At 71.6% G+C, this 23,692-nt stretch carries 22 protein-coding genes and 1 other RNA gene; 13 read left to right on the top strand and 10 right to left on the bottom strand.

Going from position 1 to position 23,692, the window contains the following annotated elements:
• Nucleotides 1-15 precede the first annotated feature (15 nt).
• From ACWPQI_RS14450 to ACWPQI_RS14430, 5 genes are all read right to left on the bottom strand, one after another.
• Nucleotides 16-156, bottom strand: a complete 141-nt coding sequence (locus tag ACWPQI_RS14450; RefSeq protein ID WP_017680347.1) for a hypothetical protein — start codon at nucleotides 154-156, stop codon at nucleotides 16-18.
• A 92-nt stretch (nucleotides 157-248) separates the two neighbouring features.
• Entirely contained in the window at nucleotides 249-608 is a 360-nt protein-coding gene (locus ACWPQI_RS14445; RefSeq protein ID WP_010594297.1) for a DUF5655 domain-containing protein, read from the bottom strand.
• A gap of 23 nt (nucleotides 609-631) precedes the next feature.
• The gene (locus tag ACWPQI_RS14440; RefSeq protein WP_064066119.1) at nucleotides 632-1,471 is read right to left on the bottom strand and encodes an SURF1 family cytochrome oxidase biogenesis protein; all 840 of its coding nucleotides are present in this window, start codon (nucleotides 1,469-1,471) and stop codon (nucleotides 632-634) included.
• A gap of 28 nt (nucleotides 1,472-1,499) precedes the next feature.
• On the bottom strand, nucleotides 1,500-1,907 hold the full coding sequence (locus ACWPQI_RS14435) for a low molecular weight protein-tyrosine-phosphatase (RefSeq protein WP_230831610.1): 408 nt from the start codon (nucleotides 1,905-1,907) through the stop codon (nucleotides 1,500-1,502).
• Nucleotides 1,908-1,956: 49 nt separating this feature from the next.
• Nucleotides 1,957-2,658, bottom strand: a complete 702-nt coding sequence (locus tag ACWPQI_RS14430; protein ID WP_064066121.1) for an HAD hydrolase-like protein — start codon at nucleotides 2,656-2,658, stop codon at nucleotides 1,957-1,959.
• Nucleotides 2,659-2,774: 116 nt separating this feature from the next.
• Here ACWPQI_RS14430 and ACWPQI_RS14425 point away from each other — a divergent pair, with 116 nt between their 5' ends.
• The 4 genes from ACWPQI_RS14425 to ACWPQI_RS14410 all read left to right on the top strand — a co-directional run bounded on the left by ACWPQI_RS14425 (nucleotide 2,775) and on the right by ACWPQI_RS14410 (nucleotide 6,230).
• Nucleotides 2,775-3,908 (top strand): Nif3-like dinuclear metal center hexameric protein, encoded by a 1,134-nt coding sequence (locus ACWPQI_RS14425; protein ID WP_010594300.1) that lies wholly within the window; start codon nucleotides 2,775-2,777, stop codon nucleotides 3,906-3,908.
• Between the two features lie 84 nt (nucleotides 3,909-3,992).
• Nucleotides 3,993-4,730 (top strand): zinc ribbon domain-containing protein, encoded by a 738-nt coding sequence (locus ACWPQI_RS14420; RefSeq protein WP_010594301.1) that lies wholly within the window; start codon nucleotides 3,993-3,995, stop codon nucleotides 4,728-4,730.
• Nucleotides 4,688-5,821 (top strand): bifunctional RNase H/acid phosphatase, encoded by a 1,134-nt coding sequence (locus ACWPQI_RS14415; RefSeq protein ID WP_172603557.1) that lies wholly within the window; start codon nucleotides 4,688-4,690, stop codon nucleotides 5,819-5,821. Before ACWPQI_RS14420 ends, ACWPQI_RS14415 begins: the two co-directional genes overlap by 43 nt.
• Before the next feature lie 211 nt (nucleotides 5,822-6,032).
• Nucleotides 6,033-6,230 carry a hypothetical protein gene (locus ACWPQI_RS14410; RefSeq protein WP_010594303.1) on the top strand — a complete coding sequence of 66 codons (198 nt, stop codon included), beginning with the start codon at nucleotides 6,033-6,035 and terminating at the stop codon, nucleotides 6,228-6,230.
• A gap of 43 nt (nucleotides 6,231-6,273) precedes the next feature.
• On the opposite strand, the gene ACWPQI_RS14405 is transcribed toward ACWPQI_RS14410, so the two are convergent.
• Nucleotides 6,274-6,798 carry a DUF1697 domain-containing protein gene (locus ACWPQI_RS14405; RefSeq protein ID WP_026137661.1) on the bottom strand — a complete coding sequence of 175 codons (525 nt, stop codon included), beginning with the start codon at nucleotides 6,796-6,798 and terminating at the stop codon, nucleotides 6,274-6,276.
• 56 nt (nucleotides 6,799-6,854) lie between these two features.
• On the opposite strand from ACWPQI_RS14405, the gene rnpB reads away from it, so the two are divergent.
• The 4 genes from rnpB to ACWPQI_RS14385 all read left to right on the top strand — a co-directional run bounded on the left by rnpB (nucleotide 6,855) and on the right by ACWPQI_RS14385 (nucleotide 9,680).
• Nucleotides 6,855-7,267: RNase P RNA component class A (rnpB, locus tag ACWPQI_RS14400), an RNA gene on the top strand.
• 212 nt (nucleotides 7,268-7,479) lie between these two features.
• The gene (locus ACWPQI_RS14395) at nucleotides 7,480-7,659 is read left to right on the top strand and encodes a hypothetical protein (RefSeq protein ID WP_040275203.1); all 180 of its coding nucleotides are present in this window, start codon (nucleotides 7,480-7,482) and stop codon (nucleotides 7,657-7,659) included.
• Between the two features lie 16 nt (nucleotides 7,660-7,675).
• Nucleotides 7,676-9,085: an RNB domain-containing ribonuclease gene (locus ACWPQI_RS14390; protein WP_165276441.1), complete on the top strand. Its 1,410-nt coding sequence runs from the start codon at nucleotides 7,676-7,678 to the stop codon at nucleotides 9,083-9,085.
• Nucleotides 9,069-9,680, top strand: a complete 612-nt coding sequence (locus ACWPQI_RS14385) for a CHAP domain-containing protein (protein WP_419789883.1) — start codon at nucleotides 9,069-9,071, stop codon at nucleotides 9,678-9,680. Before ACWPQI_RS14390 ends, ACWPQI_RS14385 begins: the two co-directional genes overlap by 17 nt.
• 3 nt (nucleotides 9,681-9,683) lie before the next feature.
• On the opposite strand, the gene pip is transcribed toward ACWPQI_RS14385, so the two are convergent.
• From pip to panB, 3 genes are all read right to left on the bottom strand, one after another.
• Nucleotides 9,684-10,643 carry a prolyl aminopeptidase gene (gene pip, locus ACWPQI_RS14380; RefSeq protein WP_017680352.1) on the bottom strand — a complete coding sequence of 320 codons (960 nt, stop codon included), beginning with the start codon at nucleotides 10,641-10,643 and terminating at the stop codon, nucleotides 9,684-9,686.
• Entirely contained in the window at nucleotides 10,643-11,077 is a 435-nt protein-coding gene (locus tag ACWPQI_RS14375; protein ID WP_165276440.1) for a hypothetical protein, read from the bottom strand. The genes pip and ACWPQI_RS14375 overlap by 1 nt, the downstream gene beginning before the upstream one ends.
• Before the next feature lie 91 nt (nucleotides 11,078-11,168).
• Nucleotides 11,169-12,017, bottom strand: coding sequence for a 3-methyl-2-oxobutanoate hydroxymethyltransferase (panB, locus tag ACWPQI_RS14370; protein ID WP_010594310.1), 849 nt, complete (start codon nucleotides 12,015-12,017; stop codon nucleotides 11,169-11,171).
• A gap of 222 nt (nucleotides 12,018-12,239) precedes the next feature.
• Between panB and ACWPQI_RS14365 the strand changes: the two genes are divergently transcribed.
• The 4 genes from ACWPQI_RS14365 (at nucleotide 12,240) to thiM (ending at nucleotide 19,222) form a co-directional block, all read left to right on the top strand.
• Nucleotides 12,240-13,772 carry an alpha/beta hydrolase gene (locus tag ACWPQI_RS14365; RefSeq protein WP_040275225.1) on the top strand — a complete coding sequence of 511 codons (1,533 nt, stop codon included), beginning with the start codon at nucleotides 12,240-12,242 and terminating at the stop codon, nucleotides 13,770-13,772.
• A gap of 84 nt (nucleotides 13,773-13,856) precedes the next feature.
• Nucleotides 13,857-15,194 carry a glutamine synthetase family protein gene (locus ACWPQI_RS14360; RefSeq protein ID WP_010594312.1) on the top strand — a complete coding sequence of 446 codons (1,338 nt, stop codon included), beginning with the start codon at nucleotides 13,857-13,859 and terminating at the stop codon, nucleotides 15,192-15,194.
• A gap of 118 nt (nucleotides 15,195-15,312) precedes the next feature.
• Entirely contained in the window at nucleotides 15,313-18,324 is a 3,012-nt protein-coding gene (locus ACWPQI_RS14355) for a bifunctional [glutamine synthetase] adenylyltransferase/[glutamine synthetase]-adenylyl-L-tyrosine phosphorylase (RefSeq protein WP_040275228.1), read from the top strand.
• 55 nt (nucleotides 18,325-18,379) lie between these two features.
• Nucleotides 18,380-19,222 (top strand): hydroxyethylthiazole kinase, encoded by an 843-nt coding sequence (gene thiM, locus ACWPQI_RS14350; RefSeq protein ID WP_026137662.1) that lies wholly within the window; start codon nucleotides 18,380-18,382, stop codon nucleotides 19,220-19,222.
• A gap of 19 nt (nucleotides 19,223-19,241) precedes the next feature.
• Here the strand turns inward: thiM and ACWPQI_RS14345 are convergent, their stop codons facing one another.
• Nucleotides 19,242-19,562, bottom strand: coding sequence for a PASTA domain-containing protein (locus tag ACWPQI_RS14345; protein WP_010594315.1), 321 nt, complete (start codon nucleotides 19,560-19,562; stop codon nucleotides 19,242-19,244).
• Between the two features lie 579 nt (nucleotides 19,563-20,141).
• On the opposite strand from ACWPQI_RS14345, the gene ACWPQI_RS14340 reads away from it, so the two are divergent.
• Complete coding sequence (locus ACWPQI_RS14340; RefSeq protein ID WP_237210810.1) at nucleotides 20,142-23,603, top strand: indolepyruvate ferredoxin oxidoreductase family protein; 3,462 nt, start codon at nucleotides 20,142-20,144, stop codon at nucleotides 23,601-23,603.
• Nucleotides 23,604-23,692: the final 89 nt, after the last annotated feature.

The raw sequence follows: 23,692 nt of genomic DNA, 5'->3' as shown, positions 1-23,692 counted from the left end.
GAGCCGCGTCCGGGTTCAGGCCTCCGGTCCGGCGTCGTCGTCCTCGCCCTCGGCCTGATCCGGCTGCGTCGGGGCGCTCGACTGCAACTGCTCGGGGTCGGCGTCCGGGTCCTGGGATGCGTCGTACTGCTGCGGGTTTCCGGTGTTCTCGGTCATGGGCGACGGATGCACCGGCCGGAGCGGTCCTAAACCCGTTGCCGACCCGTTGCCGACCCGTCGTCGCTCCGGGCGGTGCCCGGCGGAGCCTGCTACCCGGAGCCTGTCCCGGCCGTCTCGTACGCCTCCGCCAGCAGCGCGACGACGCCGTCGTCGAGCTGGTCCGGGGTGGCGATGCTCAAGCGGTGGGTCGTCACCTTCGCGGTGGTCGGGAAGGCCTCCCGCAGCTGCGGGTGATGGACCCGCCGCGGCAGGTCCACGGCGATCTCGAGCCGCGACGAATAGACGAACGCCGCCGCGAAGATCCGACCGCGTCCCCATCGCACCTCGGCGGGACGGACCTGCTCCTCGACGTCGTCGCCGAGGCCCAGCACGAGCGTGCGGAGCCGGCAGAACATGTCGACGGCGGCGTCGTCCTTGTCGGCCAGGTAGTCGTCGATCGTCGCGTGCATCGCGGGCTCCTCGCCTGAGTGGCTCAACGGGACCGGCCGTAACGGTCGGCGAGCTTGTCGTCGGTGCTGCGCTCCACCGGGGCGGGCGTCGGCTCGGCCTCGGGTGCGGTCGCCGGCGCCGGTTCCTTCCGCTTGCGGCGCTCGCGCAGCTCCGCCCACACGAAGTACCCCAGCCCCAGCGGCGCCATGATTCCGAATGCCACCCACTGCAGCCCGTACGACAGGTAGGGGCCGGCGTCGAGCTGCGGCAGCGGGATCGTGCCCAGCCCCCCGGCCTGGTTCTCGGACAGCTGCAGGTATCCGCCCGTCAGCTCCAGGCCGGTGAACGCCGCGATCTGCGCGGGATCGATCGAGTAGACCTGGGCGTGGCCGGCGTCGCGGAACGGGGCCCTGCCCTCGGCGGTTCCCTCGGACATCCGCAGGCGCGCATCGACGGTCACCGTGCCGGTGGGCGGCGGGGCGAACCCGGGGATCTCCGTGCCCCGTTCCGGACGCACGTATCCGCGGTTCACCAGGACGGTGCGGCCGTCGGCGAGCCGAAACGGTGTGAGCACCTCGTAGGCGGGGGAGGACTCGACGCTGCGCAACCGCACCAGCAGATCCGAGTCCGGGAGGTACGAGCCGGTCGCGACGACGCGCCGCCACTCGTCCTCCGGAGCCGGCGCGGGCCCGGTGAGCAGCTCCTCGACCGGCACGGGGTCCGTGGCCAGCGAGGCGGTGATCCGGTCGTTGCGCTCCTCGGTGGTGGTGTTCTTGCCGAGCTGCCACGGCGCGAGCACGGTGAAGCACGCGTAGGCGAAGCCGCCCACCACCAGGGCCAGCACCAGCCAGCTCGGGCGGAGCAGGAACGTCAGTCGTCGCACGTAACCACGGTAGCCGGTGACGCGGGCCTCAGTGCCGTCGCACCCAGTCGAGCAGACCCGGGATCGCCGCCTCGATCTGCCGCCGGACCAGTTCGAACTCGTGCCGGTCGCCGTAGTACGGATCCGGAACCGACTCGCCCTCGGCGTCCGGGTCGAAGCTGCGCAGCAGCGCCCGGCGCTCGGCCGGCACCCCGAGCTGCGCGAGCATCCGGTCGTGGCCGGCGTCCAGCGCGACCACCAGATCGGCGGCGAGCTGTTCGTCGGTCACGCGCCGGGCGCAGTGCCCGATCGGGTAACCGTGCCTCCGCAACAGCTCCGTGGTGCGGGGATCCGCGTCCTCGCCGGCGTGCCAGTCGCCGGTGCCGGCGCTGGTGACCCGCACCCGCCCGGCGAGGCCGGCCCTGCGGAGATGCTCGGCGAAGATCTTCTCCGCCATCGGCGAGCGGCAGATGTTGCCGGTGCACACGAACGTCACGTGCAGGCGCTCAGCGGTCACCGGTCAGCATCCTCGTCAGTTCGCCGACGCTGGACGTGGACCGGTGCGCGGCGGCCGCCTCGTCGACCGCGCCGTACCCCCACTCGACGAACACCGTCGGGATGCCCCACCGCGCCGCACCCGTCACGTCGTGCTCGCGGTCACCGACCATGACCACGCCGCCGGTGCCGCCGTCCTCGGCGGCGACCGGGTCCACCCCGAGCGCGACCAGACTGTGCGCGATCACGTCCGCCTTCGCCCGCCGGGTCCCGTCGTCGCTCGCGCCGCCGATGAAGTCGAAATGGCCGGCCAACTCGAAATGCTCGAGGATGCGGACCGCGAAGTTCTGGTTCTTCGACGTCGCGACGGCGAGGCGGCTGCCGGCGTCGCGCACTCGCCCGAGCATCGTCGCCACCCCGTCGAAGACGGAGTTCTCCGCCCAGCCCCGCTCGTCGTACCGCTCGATGTACGCGGTGAGAGCCCGGTGCACCTGCTGCTCGTCGAGACCGAGTCCGCGCAGGGTGTCGATCATCGGCGGACCGAGGACGCGCTGCGGCTCGTCGTGCGCCGGTTCCGGAGCGCCCACCGTGGCGAGCGCATGCCGGAACCCGTCGATCACGCCCGCCGCCGAGTCCGTGAGGGTGCCGTCGAGGTCGAACAGCACCACGGGTGCCGGCAACAGCAGAGGATGCAGATCGGCGAGAGTCGTCACGCCCCCATTGTCCCGGCTGCCGGCGAGGCCCGCCGCGTAGGGTCGGGGACGGTTTGCGGGGACGGTTTGCGGGGACGGTTTGCGGGGACAACGGTGGAGACGACGGAGGAGGAGCGGTGACGGCGGTGACGCTGCGCGAGGTGATCGACGTGCTCGAGACGGCCTACCCGCCGTCGCTGGCCGAGTCGTGGGACTCGGTCGGACTGGTCGCCGGCGATCCCGACGAACCTGTGAACAGGGTGCTGCTCGCGGTCGACGCCACCGCGGCCGTGGTCGACGAAGCCCTCGACTGGGGCGCACAACTGCTCCTCGTGCACCACCCGCTGCTGCTGCGCGGTGTCGACACCGTCGGCGCGCACACCCCGAAGGGCGCCCTGATCCACCGGCTCATCCGGGGCGGCTGCGCGCTGTTCACCGCCCACACCAACGCCGACCGCGCCGATCCGGGCGTGTCCGACGCGCTGGCACAGGCGCTCGGCCTGACCGGACTGAGGCCGATCGAGCCCAAGCCCGAACCGGCCGTCGACAAGTGGGTGGTCCTCGTGCCCGCCGACTCGGCCGAACAGGTGCGCGCCGCCCTGTTCGACGCCGGCGCGGGCCGGCTCGGCAACTACCGCGAATGCTGCTGGACGACCTCCGGGACCGGACAGTTCCGTCCCGAGGCCGGCGCGGATCCGGCGATCGGCACCGTCGGCGAACTCGAGCGCGTCGCCGAGGACCGCGTCGAGGTCGTCGCCCCGCGATCCGTGCGCGGCCGGGTGCTTGCCGCTCTGCGCGCGGCGCACCCCTACGAGGAACCCGCGTTCGACGTGCTCGAACTGGCCGAGCTGCCCGGCTCGCGGGGACTGGGCCGCGTCGGCGACCTCCCGGTGCCGCAGACGCTGCGCGAGTTCACCGAACGCGTCGCCGCGGCACTGCCGGCCACGGAGTGGGGGGTGCGCGGTGCCGGCGACCCCGACCGGATCGTCCGCACCGTTGCGGTGTGCGGCGGCTCCGGCGACTCCTTTCTCGGCACCGTCGCACGGCTCGGCGTCGATGCGTACGTCACCGCGGATCTGCGGCACCATCCGGCCGACGAGCACCTGCGCGCCGGCGGACCCGCGCTCGTCGACGTCGCGCACTGGGCCAGCGAGTACCCGTGGTGTGCGCAGGCGAAAGGAGTGCTCGACGCCGCGTTCGCCGATCGCGACGGGTGGGCGGCCCGCGTCAGCGAGCTACGCACCGATCCCTGGACCACCGCCGCCCGGTAGGTCCGGGTTCCTCGTGACCGGCCGCGCGGTACGGTAGGCAGCTATCACCCCCAGATCTCGCCGCCGAAAGCAGGAACCCGCCGAGTGAACGTCGAACCCGCCGTGCAGTCCAAGCTCCTGGCCCTCGCCGCTGTGGACACCGAGGTGACCCGCCTGGCGCACCGGCGCCGCACCCTGCCCGAACAGCAGGAGGTCGAACGGCTCGAGGCGGAACGCACCGCGCGGCGGGACGCCGCCGTCGCCGTCGAGATCATCCTCGACGACCTCGACCGCGACATCCGCAAGCTCGAAGGGGAGGTCGAGGCGGTCCGCCAACGGGAGGAGCGCGACCGCAAGCTCCTCGCCGGCGGCAGCGTGGCCGCCAAGCAGCTGTCCGAACTCCAGCACGAGCTGACCAGTCTCGAACGGCGGCAGGCGCTGCTCGAGGACGAGCTGCTCGAGGTCATGGAACGCCGGGAGGCGTCCAAGGCCGACCACGACCACGCCGGCGCGCGGCTGTCGAGCGTCGACGCCGAACTCGCGGACGCCGTCCGCCTGCGCGACGAAGCGCTCGCCGACATCGAGGTCGCCGAGCAGCGGTGCCTGAGCGACCGCGCGGCACTCGTGGAGGCCTTTCCCGCCGAGCTCGTCGACCAGTACGAGGCGCAGCGGTCGAAGACCGGCACCGGCGCGGCCCTGCTGCAGGCGCGACGGTGCGGCGCGTGCCGCCTCGAACTCGACCGCGGCGAGATCTCTCGCATCGCCGCCGCCCCGCCCGAGGCGCTCGTGCGCTGCCCCGAATGCAACGCGATCCTGGTACGTACCAAGGAATCCGGGATTTGAGCCGGGTCGTTGTCGAGGCCGACGGCGGTTCGCGCGGCAATCCCGGACCGGCCGGCTACGGTGCGGTGGTCTTCGATGCCGACCGCGAGGCCGTGCTGGCCGAACGCAGCGCGAGCATCGGCCGCGCCACCAACAACGTGGCCGAATACCAAGGCCTGATCGCCGGATTGACCGCCGCCGCCGAACTCGGGGCCGACGAGGTCGACGTCCGGATGGATTCCAAGCTCGTCGTCGAGCAGATGTCGGGCCGATGGAAGATCAAGCACCCGGACATGATTCCGCTCGCCGCGCGTGCCCGCGAATTGGCCGGAGGATTCTCGCGGGTCGAGTTCACCTGGGTGCCGCGCGCGGAGAACGCCTACGCCGACCGGCTCGCCAACGAGGCGATGGACGGTGCTGCCTCGGCCACCACAGGTTCCGAACCGCCGTCGTCCGCATCGGCGCCGCCGGCGAAATCGCCCGGCTGGACCGGTGCCGTCGGGACACCCACGCGGATGCTGCTGCTGCGGCACGGGCAGACCCCGCTGTCGGTGGAGCGCCGCTACTCCGGGCGCGGTAATCCGCCGCTGACCGAGCTGGGCCGCGCGCAGGCGCGCGCGGCTGCCCGTCGGATCGGCGAGCGTGGCAATGTCGCCGCGGTGGTCTCGTCGCCGCTCGGACGGGCGCGAGAGACCGCCGAGGCCGCCGCGGCGGTGCTCGGTCTGCCCGTGACGGTGCACGACGGGCTCCTCGAGACCGACTTCGGCAAGTGGGAGGGACTGACCTTCCGCGAGGCGGCACAGCGTGACCCCGATCTGCACCGTCGCTGGCTGGGCGACACCTCGGTGCGCCCGCCGGGTGGGGAGAGCTTCGACGAGGTCCGCGGCCGTCTCGCTGCTGTCCGGGACGATCTGGTCGCGGAGTACGGCGGGGCGAACCTGCTCGTCGTCTCCCACGTCACGCCGATCAAGACCCTGCTGCAGATGGCGCTCGATGCCGGGCCGTCGCTGCTGTATCGCCTGCACCTGGACCTCGCGTCGCTGAGCATCGCCGAGTTCTATCCCGACGGCGGCGCGGCCGTGCGCCTGGTCAACGACACCTCGCACCTGTAGGCGCCCGCGGCATCGGTGTGTCCTTTGGGCTGCGGTAGCCGCCCAAAGGACACACCGGCGGCGGCGTCCCGGTTCGGTGACCGACACGTGGGGTATGCCACAGCGAGAGTGGTTACACCGACGGTGATCACACCGACGGTGATCACACCGACGGTGATCACACCGACGGTGGCCAGAGCAGCAGTCCGGGCAGCATTCGGAGGTGCCGACAATGACCGAACCGCACGACGAACCGAATCTCGACGACGTCATCACTCCGACGGAACACGTCACCCGCGATCGCCGTGAGCACGGCAAAGCGCCGGAACGCCTCGACGACGACTATCTCGAATATCGCACCGAACAGGAACGCATCGCCGCCGGTCTCGACGACTACGACCCCGATCGCGTACCTCCGGCGACGGACTGACCCCGCCCGCGGGCGCCCGACCCCGCACGCGGCGTTCCGTCGTTCACACCTGCAGTTTCCGCAGCGTGCGCAGGTTGCGCGTCGTGGTCACCGCCTTGTAGCGGGGCTTGCCGAGGCTCCGGCCGAAGGCGCTCCGGACCGTCTGCCCGCGCTCGACGTCCCAGTACAGGACGCCGTCGCCCCGGGCGACGCGCTCGACCGCCGGGTCGAGACCCGCCGCCGTCGCCGCGAGTTCGTCCAGAACCGCGGGATCGGCGACGAAGATCGCGTATGCGTGCCGGCCGTCGCGCTCCTGGAACGGGTAGGCGTCGACGATCGCCGCGACGGCGGCCTGATCGTGGACGAACACGAACGCCTCGTAGCCGAATCGAGCGCGCAGCGCCGCCTCGATCCGTGCCTTCGATTCGGCGGTGTCGGCCGGGCCGGCGTCGAACAGCACGTTGCCCGACGCGAGCACGGTGCGGACGTTCCCGAAACCGAGTCCGGAGAACACGTCCTTCAGATCCGCCATCGCGATGGTGATGCCGCCGACGTTGATGCCGCGCAGCAGAGCCACATATCTCGCCATGGCGGTACCGTAGTTCGCATTTGCGACACGTGAGGCAGTACGCTGATCGACGCGGACGAGTTGGCCGGGCGACCGCGGCACAGGGAACCGGCACCGTGGCGGTGCCAGGCCCTGGATCGAGGAAAGTCCGGACTCCACAGAGCAGGGCGGTTGCTAACGGCAACCCGAGGTGACTCGCGGGACAGTGCCACAGAAATCAGACCGCCCACCCTTCGGGGTGGGTAAGGGTGAAACGGTGCGGTAAGAGCGCACCAGCACCCCGGGTGACCGGGGTGGCTCGGTAAACCCCGCCCGGAGCAAGGTTGAAGGCCGCACCGACCCGTCGGTGCGGCTGCGCAGGTGTCCGAGGGCTGCTCGCCCGAGCCTGCGGGTGAACCGCTCGAGGTACCCGGCGACGGTGTGCCCAGATGGATGGTCGCCACCCCGCCTCGGCGGGGTACAGGATCCGGCTTACAGGCCGGCTCGTCCGCCCACCCGGCTCAGATCGGGGCGACGACCAGCAGGTGCGCCCAGTAGGAGGCGGCCTCGTGTCCCAGGTAGGGAAGCAGGAAGTCGTAGAGCAGGTACGACATGCGATTCCTTTCGCGTCGTCGAGCGGGGACCAGGGGCCGACCGTACCAGCCGCGCCGTCGCACGCGGGTTACCCCGACACTCGGCGCCGCGTGGGGCAGACTGGGAGTCATGAGCGACGAGGGCTGGTACTACGACGTACACACCGGAAAGGTCAGCCAGGGGAAGGACCCGAGCGCGCTGAACCGCATGGGGCCGTACCCGGACCGCGCCACCGCCGAACGGGCACTCGAGATCGCGGCCGAGCGCAACAGGGCAGCGGACGAGGCCGACGAGGAATGGAACCGCTGAGCGGTTCCCCGGCACGGTGACGCACACCCGCATCGTCGTCGCGCCCGCGATCGACTTCGGTGCCGTCCGCGCCGAATTCGCGCTCGACGATGACTACCCCCTGCCCGCCGTCGCCGAGGCCGACGCCGCAGCCGACCGCTGGTCCGCCGCGCGGCTGGACCGCACGGATCTGCCCCTGGTGACCATCGACCCACCGGGATCGATGGATCTCGACCAGGCCCTGCACCTCGAGCGGACCGTCGACGGATTCGTGCTGCACTACGCGATCGCCGACGTCGCGGCCTTCGTCGCCCCCGGCGGCGCGCTCGACCGCGAGAGCAGGCGCCGCGGTCAGACCTACTACCTGCCCGACGGGTCGGTCCCGCTGCATCCGCGGTCGTTGTCCGAGGACGCGGCCAGTCTGCTGCCCGGCCGCGTGCGCCCGGCGGCGCTGTGGCGCATCGTTCTCGACGAGGCCGCCGAGCCTGTGGATGTGACGGTGCGGCGCGCACTGGTCCGATCCGTCGCACGGTTCGACTACGCCGGGGTGCAGGCCGGTGTCGACGCCGGTGTCGTGCACCCGTCGATCGCGGCGCTGCCCGAGTTCGGCCGGCTCCGCGAAGCGGCGGCCCGGGCCCGGGGCGCGATCGAACTGCGGCTGCCCGAACAGGACGTGATCGCCGACGGGAACGGCTGGCGGTTGACCACCCAGCCGCGCACGGAGGTCGACGACTGGAACTCCCATGTCTCGCTGCTGACCGGAATGTGCGCGGCGCAGATGATGCTCGACGCGCGGATCGGGTTGCTGCGAACCCTGCCGGCGGCCGCTCCCGAAGCCGTGACGCAACTGCGGCGCACCGCCTCCGCCCTGGGCGTGCCCTGGCCGGCCGATGTGCCGGTGGGCAGTTTCCTGGCCGGCCTCGACATGACCGTGCCCGGCACGCTGGTGCTGATGAGCGAGGCCCCCGCGCTGCTGCGCGGCGCGTCGTACGTCGCGTTCGACGGCGAGGTGCCGGAGCAGCCGGGGCACGGGGCGATCGGAGCGCCGTACGCACACGTCACGGCGCCGCTGCGGCGGTTGGCCGACCGGTTCGCGACGGAGGTGTGCCTGGCGGTCTGTGCCGGCACCGACGTGCCGGCATCCGTGCGCGCGGCGCTCCCGGAGCTTCGCGAGACCATGACCGGTTCCGATGCGCTCGCCGGGAAGGTGAGCCGCGCGTGCATCGAACTCACCGAGGCGACGGTCCTCGTCCCGCACGTGGGGGAGACGTTCGATGCGACGGTCCTGCGCGCGACGAACGGCCGCCGGGACGCCGAGGTGTTCGTGCCCGACGCCACCGTGATCGCCCCGTGCACCGGGGAACCGAAGGAAGGCAGCCGAATCCGGATCCGGCTCACACACGCCGACCCGCAGACGCGGAAGGTGCGGTTTGCGTACCCGGCGTGACGGCGCTGCCGGCCGCGAGCGGCGGCCGCGGGGCCTGTTCGCCGGCATCGCCGCCGCGGTGGCGCTCGTGGTCCTCGCCGCGGTGCTGGTGCTCGGCGCGGTACCGAGCCGATACCTGCCCTGGGACACCGCCGATTTCCCGGACGTGGACACCTCGTCGCTGACGCAGCCGCAGGCGCGGATCGTGGAGTTGCTCGGGGACGAACACCGCACGCAGCGACCCGGGACCTTCTATTCCGAGGGCGCCGAGGAGCCGTGGTGCGCGAACTTCGTCAGCTGGATCATGCGGGAAGCGGGCCGCCCGCTGGCCAATCCGCATTCCGGGCACTGGCGGATCCCCGGCGTGTACACCCTGCAGGAGTACTACGACTCGGCCGGCCGATTCGAACCGGCCGGCGGCGGCTACCGGCCGGTGGTGGGTGATGTGGTGCTGTACGAGAACGAGCTGTGGGTCGGCCAGCACACCAACATCGTCGTCGCGGTCGACGGCGACACCGCGACGACCGTCGGCGGCAACGAACTCGGCCGTATCCGCGTGCACACCGTCGACGTCACGTCCGACTCGGCGGTGGTCGGGTTCGGCCGCCTCGAATGAGGTTCAGCGAAAGCGGTCGGTCGCCTCGAGCAGGTGATGGGTGATGCCGGGTTCGTTCGCGGCGTGCCCGGCGTCGTCGACGACGACGAAGTCCGAGCCGGGCCATGCCTTGTGCAGTTCCCACGCGCTCGTCGCGGGGCAGACCACGTCGTAGCGGCCCTGCACGATCACCCCGGGAACGGCGTGCAGCCGCCCGGCGTCGCGCAGCAGCTGCCCTTCCTCGAGGAAACCGCGGTGGCGGAAGTAGTGGTTCTCGATGCGGGCGAACGCCAGCGCGAAACGCGGGTCCGACGTCTCCGCCACCCGTTCCGGTGCGGGCAGCAGGGCGCTGGTCGCACCCTCCCACGTCGACCACGCCACGGCGGCCCGCAGCGCGACGTCGGGGTCGGGCGAATGCAGCAGCCGGTGGTACGTGTCGACCGGATGCTCGCCCTCCGGCGCGCCGGTCAGCGGTTCCAGGAAGCGCTCCCACAGTTCGGGGAAGAGCTGTCCGGCACCACCGTTGTAGTACCAGTCGATCTCGCTGCTGCGCAGCAGGAAGATGCCGCGCAGCACCAGCTCGGTGACCCGGTGCGGATGCCGTTGCGCATACGCCAGCGCCAGTGTCGACCCCCACGAGCCACCGAACACCTGCCAACGGCCGATCCCCAGCCGCCGCCGCAAGGCTTCGATGTCGGCGAGCAGGTACTCGGTGGTGTTGGCGGACAGATCGGCGCCGTCGGCGACGTGCGGGACCGACCGGCCGCAGCCGCGCTGATCGAACAGCACGATCCGGTACGCCTCCGGATCGAAGAACCGGCGGTGTGCGGGGACGGTGCCGCCGCCGGGGCCGCCGTGCAGGAACACCACCGGCTTGCCGGCCGGATTGCCGCTGACCTCCCAATAGACGCGCTGGCCGTCACCGACATCGAGCATGCCCTGCTCGTGCGGCTCGATCGGCGGGTACGGCTGCCGCAACGGCATCAGAAGCCGACCAGGGCGGACGCGAGGGTCGGGATCTGCAGCGCCTCGAGTGCCTCGCCGCGCACCTCGGGGCACTGGGCGGAGGTGATCGCGTCGACCCGGTCACGGTCCCGGGCGAGCGCCAGCATGTCGATGCCGTTGCGGGCGGCCCACTCGCCGACCAGCAGGTTCAGACCGGGCTTGCTCATGGACGGGGTGTAGGTGCGCCAGCTCTGCAGCTGGGCCTCCATCTGCGAGCACAGCTCGGCGGCCTGGGGCTCCGTGACTCCACCCGGAAGCGTGCTCGGCTCCGATGTCGCGTCCGTCGTCGGCTGCGCCGACACGGAACTCGAGCCGCTGGGGGCGGGCTGGCCGCCGGACGCGCACCCGGCCAGGCCGGCGATCGTCGCACCGGCGACGGCAACGGCGAGCAGTGTGCGACGGGGACGAATCATCTGCGGTGCACCTCGTGGGTCGGTACGGCCCGGGCCTACGGGCGAGGGAACCTGCGGCCGGACCGGCCGCAGGTTCCCTCGCCCTGCCGGATCAGAAGGAATGCTCGGGACCGGGGAACGTCCCGGCCGCCACCTCTGCAGCATATTCGGCGGCCGCGCGGCGCAGTTCGTCGCCCACGCTGCCGAACTTCTTGACGAACTTCGCGGTCCTGCCGCTGGTGTATCCGGCCATGTCCTGCCACACGAGGACCTGGGCGTCGCACTCGTTTCCGGCACCGATCCCGACCGTGGGGATGGTCAGCTTGCGGGTGACCTGACCGGCGATGTCGGCGGGCACCATCTCCATGACCACGGAGAAGGCGCCGGCCTCCTGCACGGCGATGGCGTCGGCGACGAGCTGTTCGGCGCCGTCGCCGCGACCCTGCACCCGGAAACCGCCGAGGCTGTTGACCGACTGCGGGGTGAACCCGACGTGCGCCTGGACGGGGATGCCGGCGGCGGTGATCGCGGCGATCTGCGCGGCGACCCGCTCGCCGCCCTCGAGCTTGACGGCGTGGGCGCCGCCTTCCTTCATGAAGCGGATGGCGGTGGCGAGGGCCTGCTCCGGCGATGCCTCGTAGGTGCCGAAGGGCAGGTCGGCGATCACCAGTGCGTGCGGGGCGCCGCGCACCACGCCGCGTACGAGGGGGAGCATCTCGTCGACCGTGACCGGCACGGTCGTGTCGTAGCCGTAGACGACGTTCGCGGCGGAGTCGCCCACGAGCAGCACCGGGATGCCGGCCTCCTCGAAGATGCGGGCGCTCGAGTAGTCGTACGCCGTCAGCTCGGCCCAGCGCCGGCCCTCGGCCTTCATGGCCTGCAGGTGATGGACCCGCGTCTTGCGGCGAGGAGCGTCGGACGGAGTCGAGCCGCCGTAGAGGGCAGTCGTGGATTCGGACATCAGAGGTCCCTTTCTGCCTCGAGGCCCGTGCGGGTCCCCGGGTTGGGTGATGACGGTCTCAGTCTGCCACCGGCGTCATCCGGGCAGTAGCGGCACCGGTGGTGCGATTGGTCACATCCGCCGGTCGCGGCCGCAGGACCGGTCCCGAACCGCCGACCCGGCCGCAGGACCGGTCCCGAACCACCGACCCGGCCGCGGTTGCTCCCGTGGCACCATCGCTGGGTGTCGTCCCTTCCACTCCGCGCCGTCGCGGTGACCGCCGTGGCGCTGCTCGCCGCCGGATGCAGCACCACGACCGAGACCGCGCCGCCGCGGACGGCGCCGCTCGGCGCCCCGGCCGGCCTCGAGCAGTTCTACGGACAGCAGGTGCAGTGGGAGTCCTGCCGGGACTACGGCGCCGACGCCGGCTCGCTGCCGCGCGGCGTGCAGTGTGCGCGGATCACGGTGCCGCTGGACTACGACGACCCGGGCGGGGAGACGATCACCGTGGCGATCTCGCGTTCGCCCGCGTCGGGGCAGCGGATCGGCTCGCTGCTCGTCAACCCCGGCGGGCCGGGTGCGTCCGGGCTCGGGCTGGCCACCGTCGCCGACGGCACCGAGCTGACCGACCGTTTCGACGTGATCGGCTTCGATCCCCGCGGCATCGGCGCCTCCGAGCCCGCGGTGCGCTGCCGCACCGACGCCGAGGCGGACGCCGACCGCGCGTTCGACGACGGCGACATGAGTCCCGAGGGCATCGCGCGCACGGAGCAGCGGCACCGCGACTACGCCGAGGCCTGCGCGCAACGCACCGGCACCGACCTGCTCGCCCACGTGGGCACCCGCGAAGTGGTGCGCGACATGGACGTGCTCCGTTCCGTCCTCGGCGACGAGAGACTCAATTACCTCGGCTTCTCGTACGGCACCCGGATCGGCACGCTCTATGCGGAAACCTTCCCCGACCGGGTGCGGACGATGGTGCTCGACGGTGCGCTCGATCCCGAGCAGGATCCCCTCGACGAGGTCCTGCTGCAGGCGGCCGGCTTCCAGACCGCATTCGACGCGTTCGCGGCGGACTGCGCCCGCTACGACGACTGTGCGCTCGGCACCGACCCGGCTGCGGCGGTGGAGAAGTTCCGCGCTCTCGTGGATCCGTTGATCGCGGCGCCCGCGGACACCACGGATCCGCGGGGCCTGAGCCACCGGGACGCGGTCACCGGGGTGCAGCAGGGCCTGTACTCGCCGCGGCTGTGGGGTTCGCTGCGGGCGGGCCTCGCGGCGCTGACCGACGGCCGGGGCGACACGCTGTTGCTGCTCGCGGACCTGTACGAGGGACGCGGCGACGACGGCACCTACACCAACGCCACCGACGCGTTCAATGCAATCCGGTGCGTGGACGATCCGCCGGTGACGGACCCGGCCGTCGCGGCCGAGGCCGACCGGCTGTACCGGCAGGCGGCGCCGTTCCTCGACGACGGGCGGGCGAGCGGCGCCGCGCCGCGGGATCTGTGTGCCTTCTGGCCGGTGCCGCCCACCGGTGCGCCGCACACCCCGGACGTGCCGGGCCTGCCGACCGTGCTCGTCGTCTCCACCACCGGGGACCCCGCGACGCCGTACCAGGCGGGGGTGGACCTGGCCCGGCAACTCGGTGGCACGCTCGTCACCTTCACGGGTACCCAGCACACCGTCGTCCTGGACGGCGAGGACTGCGTCGACGGCCCGGTGACCGGCTATTTCGTGACCGGGCAGGCGCCCGCCGCGGACCTGCGGTGCTGACCACCCGACGATGTGAGCGACACGCCGGAACCACAACCCGCGGATGTAACACGGATTTAACGCACTGTGCCTAGTCTCGGCCGTATGGATCGCCAGAAGGAGTTCGTGCTCCGCACCCTCGAAGAGCGCGACATTCGGTTCGTGCGCTTGTGGTTCACCGACGTCGTCGGAACCCTCAAGTCGGTGGCGATCGCCCCGGCCGAACTCGAAGGAGCCTTCGAGGAGGGCATCGGGTTCGACGGCTCGGCCATCGAGGGTTTCTCCCGCATCTCCGAGGCCGACATGGTCGCCCGCCCGGACGCCTCGACCTTCCAGGTGCTGCCGTGGGCCGACGGCAAGGGTCAGCAGTACTCGGCCCGCATGTTCTGCGACATCACCATGCCCGACGGCACCCCCAGCTGGGCCGACCCGCGACACGTGCTGCGTCGCCAGCTCAACAAGGCGTCCGACCTGGGCTTCAGCTGCTACGTGCATCCCGAGATCGAGTTCTTCCTCATCGAGAACGGTGAACCGGGGGCGCTGCCGGTGCCCGCCGACGACGGCGGCTACTTCGACCAGTCGGTGCACCGCTCGGCCCCGAACTTCCGCCGCCACGCCATCGACGCGCTCGAGTCGATGGGCATCTCCGTCGAGTTCAGCCACCACGAGACCGCACCCGGTCAGCAGGAGATCGACCTGCGGTACGCCGACGCGCTGTCCATGGCCGACAACGTGATGACCTTCCGCTACGTGGTCAAGGAGATCGCGATGTCGGAGGGCGTGCGCGCGACGTTCATGCCCAAGCCGTTCCGCGAGCACGCGGGCTCGGCCATGCACACCCACATGAGCCTGTTCGAGGGCGAGAACAACGCGTTCCACGATCCGGACGATCCGTTGCAGCTCTCGGCGACCGGCAAGGCGTTCATCGCCGGGGTGCTCGAGCACGCCAACGAGATCAGTGCCGTGACCAACCAGTGGGTCAACTCGTACAAGCGCATCGTGCACGGCGGCGAGGCGCCCACCGCAGCGTGCTGGGGCCCGTCCAACCGTTCCGCCCTGGTGCGGGTGCCGATGTACACGCCGAGCAAGGCGTCGTCGCGCCGGGTCGAGATCCGCACACCCGACTCGGCCTGCAACCCGTACCTGACGTTCGCGGTGCTGCTCGCCGCCGGCCTGCGCGGCATCGAGAAGGGCTACGAGCTCGGGCCCGAGGCCGAGGACGACGTGTGGGCGCTGACCTCCGCGGAACGGCGTGCGATGGGGTACCGCGAGCTGCCCACCGACCTCGACATCGCCCTGCGGGAGATGGAGAAGTCGGAACTGGTGGCCGAGGCACTCGGGGAGCATGTGTTCAACTTCTTCCTCCGCAACAAGTGGACGGAGTGGGAGAACTACCGCAGCCAGGTCACCCCGTACGAACTGGATCAGTATCTGGGCTTGTAACCCCTTGCCGGCCGCGGCCGCCCGGGGGAGTCGCCGCGGACCGGCCGGTTGACGACGACGAAGAGGTGAGGTCCGTGCCCACTCGGGCGGCAGTGTCCCGCGCCGGAACGACGCCACCATGGTGAGACCGCCGGCGGCGCGCTCGGCGATACCGAGCGCCGGGCGGCTCGGCCTGCTCGCTCCGACCGCGCCGGACGAGCTCCGGCAGCTCGGCTGGACCGGCACCGAGAGCACCGAACTGCTGTGGGCGCTCTCGCGCGCACCCGACGCGGACCTCGCGCTGCGGACCCTGGCCCGCCTGCACGACGCGCTCGGGGATGGCTGGGCGGAACTCGTCGCCGCGCTGCGCACCGACAAGGGACTGCGCGGGCGGCTGTTCGGCCTGTTCGGAGGCTCGTCCGCCCTCGGCGACCACATCGTCGCCCACCCGGAGCGGTGGCGTGATCTCGCCGGGGCGCTGCACCTGCCCGACCGGCGAACCCTCACCGAGCGGATGCTCGGCTGTGTCGACGCCGAGCCCGAGGCCGGGACGGGCGAGAACCGTCTGATCTACCGGGCGAAGATCACCGGTCCGGCCGCGGTGGCGGCTCTGCGCACCGGCTACCGCGATCAGTTGGCGCTGCTCGCGGCCGCCGATCTCGCCGCCGTCGTGGAGAACGAACCGGTCCTGCCGTACCTCGAGGTGGGCCAGCGGCTCGCGGATCTCGCCGATGCGGCCCTGACGGCGGCCCTGGCGGTGGCCGTCGCCAACGTCGTCACGGACGGTCCCTGCCCCGTCGACCTGGCCGTGATCGCGATGGGCAAGTGCGGGGCCCGCGAGCTCAACTATGTCAGCGACGTCGACGTCGTGTTCGTCGCCGAGCCGTCCGATGCCCGCGCCAGCCGCATCGCCGGGGAGATGATGCGGATCGGCACCTCGGCGTTCTTCGAGGTCGACGCCGCGCTGCGTCCCGAGGGCAAACGCGGCGAACTGGTCCGCACCCTGGACTCGCACGTCGCGTACTACCAGCGCTGGGCCAAGACCTGGGAGTTCCAGGCGCTGCTCAAGGCCCGGCCGATGACCGGCGACCTCGATCTCGGTCGCCGCTACGTCGAGGCACTCAGTCCGATGGTGTGGACGGCGTCCGAGCGGGATGCGTTCGTGCCCGAGGTGCAGGCGATGCGCCGGCGCGTCGAGGAGCTCGTGCCCGCCGAACTGCGCGAGCGCGAACTCAAGCTCGGCCGCGGCAGCCTGCGCGACGTCGAGTTCGCGGTCCAGCTGCTGCAGCTCGTGCACGGCCGCGCCGACGAGTCGCTCCGCGTGCCGAACACGGTGCAGGCGCTGTCCGCCCTCGCCGACGGGGGATACGTCGGGCGCGACGACGCCGCGAACCTGCGGGCCTCCTACGAGTTCCTGCGGTTGCTCGAGCACCGGCTGCAGCTGCAACGGCTCAAACGCACGCACACGCTGCCGCCCCCCGAGGACCGGGAGGCGATGCGCTGGCTCGCTCGCGCCGCGCACATGCGCCCCGACGGCCGGCACGACGCGCTCGGCGTGCTCGAGGCGGAGATCAAGCGCAACGCGGCCCGGGTACGCAAACTGCACGCGAAGCTGTTCTACCGCCCGCTGCTCGAGTCGGTCGCCCGGGTGGACAAGGAGGCGCTGCGGCTGTCGCCCGACGCCGCGGTCCGCCAGCTCGCCGCACTCGGCTACAGCGCACCGGAGAACGCCCTCGGCCACCTGACGGCGCTGTCCGGTGGCGCCTCGCGCAAGGCCCGCATCCAGGCGCTGCTGCTGCCCCAGCTGCTCGAGGCACTGGGGGAGACGAGCGACCCCGACGCCGGCCTGCTCGCCTACCGCCGCCTGTCGGAGGCGCTCGTCGACCGGGTGTGGTTCCTGCGGACGCTGCGCGACGAGCCGTCCGTCGCGGACCGGCTCATGACCGTGCTCGGTTCCTCCGCCTACGTGTCGAATCTGCTGGTTCGGGCCCCGGACGTCGTCCGGCTCTATGCGGACGGCGCCGGTGGTCCCCGGCTCCTCGAACCGCAGCCCGAGGAGGTCGCCAAGGCCATCGTCACCTCCTCGGCCCGCTACGGCACCCCCGACAAGGCCATCAACGCGGCCCGGTCGTTGCGCCGGGCCGAACTCGCCCGTATCGCCAGCGCCGACATTCTCGGAATGCTGGACGTACCGCAGGTGTGCCGCGCGCTGTCCGCCGTGTGGGCGGCCGTGCTCGAGGCTGCCCTGAGCGCCGTGATCAAGGCGTCCGAGCTGGAGGACGGGCCGGCTCCGGCACGGCTCGCGGTCATCGGCATGGGCCGCCTCGGCGGTGGCGAGCTGGGCTACGGATCCGACGCCGACGTGCTGTTCGTGTGCGAACCGACCGCCGGCGCCGACGAGACCGCCGCGGTGAAGTGGGCGAACCAGGTCGCCGAGCGGGTGCGCGCCCTGCTCGGTGCGCCGAGCACGGATCCGCCGCTCGAGGTCGACACCGGGCTGCGACCCGAGGGGCGCAGCGGCCCGATGGTGCGCACCCTCGCGTCCTACCAGGCGTACTACGCGCAGTGGGCGCAGACGTGGGAGGTGCAGGCACTGTTGCGGGCCGACGCGGTGGCCGGGGACGCCGACCTCGGGCTGCGCTTCCTGCACATGATCGACGCCACCCGGTACCCGGCCGGCGGGGTGTCGGACGACGCGGTGCGCGAGATCCGCCGGATGAAGGCTCGCGTCGACTCGGAACGGTTGCCGCGCGGCGCCGATCCCGCCACGCACACCAAGCTGGGCCGCGGCGGTCTGGCCGACATCGAATGGACCGTGCAGCTGCTGCAGCTGCAGCACGCTCACAACATCGAGTCGCTGCACAACACGTCGACGCTCGAGACGCTCGACGCGATCGGTGCCGCCGAACTGCTCAGCAGCGCGGACGTCGCACTGCTGCGCGACGCGTGGCTCACCGCCACCCGCGCCCGCAACGCGCTCGTGCTGGTGCGCGGCAAACGGACCGATCAGCTGCCCGGTCCGGGGAAGCTGCTCTCGGCGGTGGCGCAGGTCGCCGGCTGGCCGGGGGGTGACGCCTCCGAGTTTCTCGACCACTATCTGCGGGTCACCCGGCGTGCGCGGGCAGTCGTGGAACGTGTGTTCGGGACGTGAGATCCCGGATCCAGCTGCCGCACCCACGCGATTCGTATGTGAGAAAGGGAGATTCGTGACGACTTCGCGCCGTGTCCCGACGGTCGACGCCGTGGCCGGGGCGCTGGGGGAACTGCGGTCGCGGACGCCGGTGGTGCAGTCCCTGACGAACGTGGTCTCGGCGAACTTCGTGACCAACGTGCTTCTGGCGGCGGGCGCGAGCAATGCGCACATCGACAACGTGCACGAGGCCGGCGGATTCGCGCGGGCGGCCGACGGCGTCCTGATCAACGTCGGCACCCCCGACGATGCCACCGCGGAGGCGTTCCGTCTCGCGGCCCGCAGCGCTCACGAGGCCGGCACCCCGTGGGTCCTCGACCCGGTGGGCGTGGGGGGTCTGCCGTGGCGCAGCGACCTCGCCGCCGAACTGCTGGCGCACCGGCCGACGGCGATCCGCGGCAACGCCTCCGAGATCATCGCCCTGGCGGGCCTGCGGGGCGGGACCCGCGGCGTCGACAGTTCCGCCGACGCGGCGGCGGCGGTCCCGGCGGCGCTGGCCCTGCTCGATCGTGCCGAGGCCGTATCGGCTTCGGGCGCAATCGATCACCTCGTCGGCCGGGACGCCGGCGGGGCAGTGATCGGGGTGCGGGTCGGCGGTGGCAGTGCGATGCTGCAGCAGGTGACGGCCACGGGTTGTGCCCTCGGCGGTCTCGTCGCCGCATACCTCGCCGTCGCACCGACGCCGTTGATCGGGCTCGCCGCGGCCCACGTGCACGTCGCCGTCGCCGCGGAGATCGCCGAGGCGGCCGCCGCGGGCCCCGGCACGTTCGCCGTGGCCTATCTCGACGCCCTCTACACCGTGGACGCCGACACGCTCCGTGCCCGCGCGCAGCTCGAGATCTTCGAACCGCGCAGGTAGCTCGGCGACTCCGGATCTCTCAGCGGCAGACGACGACGAGACCCACGCCCAGCCACACCTGTCGTTCGACGCGATCGAACTCGTCGTCGTCGTGGTCGTACACGTAGTCGACCTCGGTGCGGTAGCCGCGATCTCGTTGTTCGGTGACGCGGCAGTCGCCGGACAGATTCCCGGCGCGGTTGGTGATCCTGTAGGGGATGCCTTCCGCGTCCAGGAGGGCGATCGCCTGCTGTTCGCTGAGGCCGACGACATCGGGCGCGGGTTGCGCTGCGGCGAGGCCGGAACCGAGAAGGAGGGTGGCGGCGGCCGCGCACAGCGCGGCCGGGAGGGTGGTGCGCATGACAACGTCCTTTCGGGAACGATGTCGCGATGGAGTGAATCCGGTGGGGGACATCCGTGCCGCCGGTGGTGGCGGGGGCGGCGTCCGTCAGATGTGGTCTATCGGCGCGATCCGGCGGTGGATCCGGGCGGCGAGCGCCCCCGCGGCGCGGACCGTGGTCCGGCCGTGGACGACGGTGCCCCGGCACGGCGGGGTGCGCAGACGTTCATCAGCAGTTCCCCAAGGCGCCCCGACCCGGAACCGGCCGGCGCCACTTCAGGGTACTCCCGGCTTCTGACAAATCCGGCAGAACTGGCGGACCTGCCGGAACGGGCCGCTGCGTGCGGCCCGCAGTCCGTCGGTCGGAACCGGACGGCGGAGCCCGTACCGGATCGGTCGGCGGGAGCGCGCGCCGGGCGAGGCGCCGACGGCTGATCACCGTGACCATCTGCCCGATGTGTCGCACGTCACAACTGAACAGAATGATCCGCTGAAAAGTTGTCTGTTGACTGATTCAATCAGCTGTGTCGATCATTGCTGAACCAGTTGATGTGACTCGAGCGACGTGCGCAGCACCTGTCGCAGCAAAGGAACAGTGCGATGACCGAAACCGTGGTCCGCGAAATCGAGCGTTCTCCCTACGATCTGGACGACCGGTACCGCTCCGGCTCGGGCACGGTGCTCCTCACCGGTGTCCAGGCGATCGCCCGCCAACTCGTCGAACAGCACGTGCGCGACATCCGCGACGGCCGCCGCGTGGCCACATTCGTCTCCGGGTATCCCGGCAGCCCGCTCGGCGGGCTCGACAAGCTGCTGCACGGCATGCCGAAGGTCCTCGCCGAGCACGACATCACCTTCGTGCCCGGATTCAACGAGGAACTCGCCGCAACCTCCGTATGGGGCAGTCAGGGCCAGCTGGGGGCGGGCACGCCCACCCACGACGGCGTGGTCGGCGTCTGGTACGGCAAGGGGCCCGGCCTGGACCGGGCCACCGACGCGCTGCGGCACGCGAACATGTACGGCGTGGACCCGAACGGCGGTGTCCTGCTGATGGTCGGCGACGACCCGGCGTCGAAGTCGTCGACCGTGCCCGCGGTGAGCGAACGGTCCCTCGCCGCCCTCGGGATCCCGGTCCTGTTTCCGCGCAACGCCGCCGAGATCGTCACGATGGGCCTGCACGGAGTCGCGCTGTCGCGCGCGTCCGGCTGCCTCGTCGCTCTCAAGGTCGTCGCAGACGTCGCCGACGGCGCGTGGTCCGTCGACGGTTCGGTTGCGGACCTGCGCATCACCGTTCCCGAGATCGAATGGGAGGGAAGGCTGTTCGTGTACCGGCAGCGCCCGATGGCGGCCCCGGGCGACAGCGTGATCGCCGAGGCGGACCTGTACGGGCCGCGCTGGGCGATGGTGCACGCGTACGGGAAGGCCAACGGCCTGGACGTCGTCGAGGTCGACCCCCCGCACGCCCGGATCGGACTCGCCGCCACCGGTACCACGTTCGACGCGCTGCGACAGGCCCTGCTCGATCTCGGGGTGACCGACGCCGACCTGCACCGCGCCGGCATCCGGCTGCTGCGCATCGGAATGCCGTACCCGATCGGTCCCGACCTGGTACGCGAATTCGCTTCCGGTCTCGACCAGCTCGTCGTCGTCGAGGACAAGACCGCGTTCGTCGAAACCCAGATCCGGGAGATCCTCTACGGCACCGACCATCCGCCGCGCATCGTCGGCAAGAAGGACGCCGACGGCCGGCCGCTGATGCCCGTCGACGGCGAGCTCACCGCCGGACGGATCCGCGGTCCGCTGCGCCGGGTGCTGCGCGGACACGTCGACCTCGGACCTGCGCCGTTGCCCCAGTTGCCGCTGGAGGTGCTGTCTGCCAAGCGCGCCCCGTACTTCTGCAGCGGCTGCCCGCACAACCGCTCCACGGCCCTGCCGGACGGCTCGATCGGCGGCGGCGGCATCGGCTGTCACGCACTCGTCACCATGTCCGGCCGCGCCGACAGCGCCGTCACCGGCCTGACCCAGATGGGTGGCGAGGGCGCGCAGTGGATCGGGCAGGCACCGTTCACCGACATCGGCCACATGTTCCAGAATCTCGGCGACGGAACGTACTTCCACTCCGGTCAGCTCGCCGTGCAGGCGTGCGTCGCGGCCGGGGTGAACATCACCTTCAAGCTGCTCTACAACGACGTCGTCGCCATGACCGGCGCGCAGGACGCCGAGGGCGCACTGACCGTTCCTGCGCTCACCCGCAAACTCGCCACCGAGGGCGTGCGCAGGATCATCGTCTGCTCCGACGACCCGAAGCGGCACCGCAAGCGCTCCCTCGCCCGCGGCGTGCAGGTCTGGCACCGCGACCGGCTCGACGAAGCACAGCGCGTGTTGCGCGAGGTCCCCGGCGTCACCGTGCTCATCTACGACCAGCACTGCGCGGCCGACGCGCGCCGGCAACGCAAGCGCGGGACCCTGCCCGCCCGCACCACCCGGGTGGTGATCAACGAGGCGGTGTGCGAGGGCTGCGGCGACTGCGGCGTCAAGAGCAACTGCCTGTCGGTGCAGCCGGTCGACACCGAGTTCGGGTCGAAGACCCGAATCGACCAGACCTCCTGCAACACCGACTACTCGTGCCTCGACGGGGACTGCCCGTCGTTCGTGACGGTCGAGGCGTCGCCCGGCCGGAAGGCTCGGCGCCGCAGCGTCCCGACGCCGCCGGCCGTGCCCGACGTCGACGTCGACACCCCGGAGGGCACCCGCAACGTCTTCCTCGCCGGCATCGGCGGCACCGGCATCGTCACCGTCAACCAGGTGCTCGCGACCGCCGCGCTGCGCGCGGGCTTCGACGTCGAGTCCCTGGACCAGATCGGCATGAGCCAGAAGGCGGGCCCGGTGGTCTCGCACCTGCGGTTCGCCGCCGACGGCCTCGCACCGGGGAACCGGGTGACCACCGGCGGTGCGTCGTGCCTGTTGGCGCTGGACCTGCTGACCGCGGCGGATGCGAAGAACCTTGCCTACGCCGACCCGCACTCGACCGTCGCGGTCGCCTCGACGAGCCGCACCCCCACCGGGGACATGGTGTACGACAGGTCGATCCGGCACCCGGACGAGCAGCAGCTGCTCGCGCGGCTGGGCGCGGTGACCCGTCGGCTGGTCTCGTTCGACGCCCTCGCCGCCGCGCAGGCGCTCTTCGGTGACACCTCCGCCGCGAACTTCCTCGTCGTCGGCGCCGCCCACCAGCTCGGCGGACTGCAGATCCCCGCCGCGGCCGTCGAGGAAGCGATCGAGATCAACGGCGTGGCGGTCGCGGCGAACATCGCGGCGTTCCGGTGGGGGCGGGTGGCGGTCGCCGACCCGGACGCGTTCGCGGCCGCGACCGAACCGGCGCGGCCCGAGCGGAGAGCCACCGTCGTACCGGAACACCTGCTGGCCGGCACCACCTTCGACGGCGAGGTGCTGCGACTCGTGCGGGTGCGCGCCGCGTCACTGATCGACTTCCAGGGTGACCGTCTCGCCGCCCGGTACATCGAGCGGGTGCAGGCGGTGTGGGAGGCCGAACGCCGCGTCACCGCGCGCACGGACTTCAGCGCGGCCGTCGCGCGCGGACTGTTCAAGTTCACCGCCTACAAGGACGAGTACGAGGTCGCGCGGATGCTCGTCGACCCCGCCTTCCTCGACGAGGTGCAGTCCCAGGTGCCCGGCGGAGCGCAACTGACCTATCGGCTGCACCCGCCCGTGCTGCGCGCACTCGGTCGCACGAAGAAGGTCGGGTTCGGTCCGAAGTCGCACGTGGCGCTGCGGGTGCTGGCCAAGGGCCGCCGGCTGCGCGGCACCCGGCTCGATCCGTTCGGGTACGCCCACGTCCGCAGGGTCGAACGCGCCCTGCTCGCGCACTACACCGCGACGATCGACCGTCTCGCTGCCGAATTGGACATCGAGAACTACGACCGTGCGGTGCAGGTCGCGGAGCTGGCGGACGCGGTCCGCGGCTACGAGGACGTCAAGCTGCGCTCCGTCGAGCAGTACCGCACACGCCTCGCCGGCCTGGGCATCGACACCGACTTCTGATGCCCCCGTCTTCCGATGTCACCGCCTTCCGATGTCACCGCCTTCCGATGTCACCGCCTTTTGACGTCACCGAATCGTCTCTGTCCGAA

Source organism: Rhodococcus sp. LMD, assembly GCF_056108245.1.
Note: the sequence above shows the minus strand (reverse complement) of the source record. Positions and strands in the feature narration are given on the sequence as shown.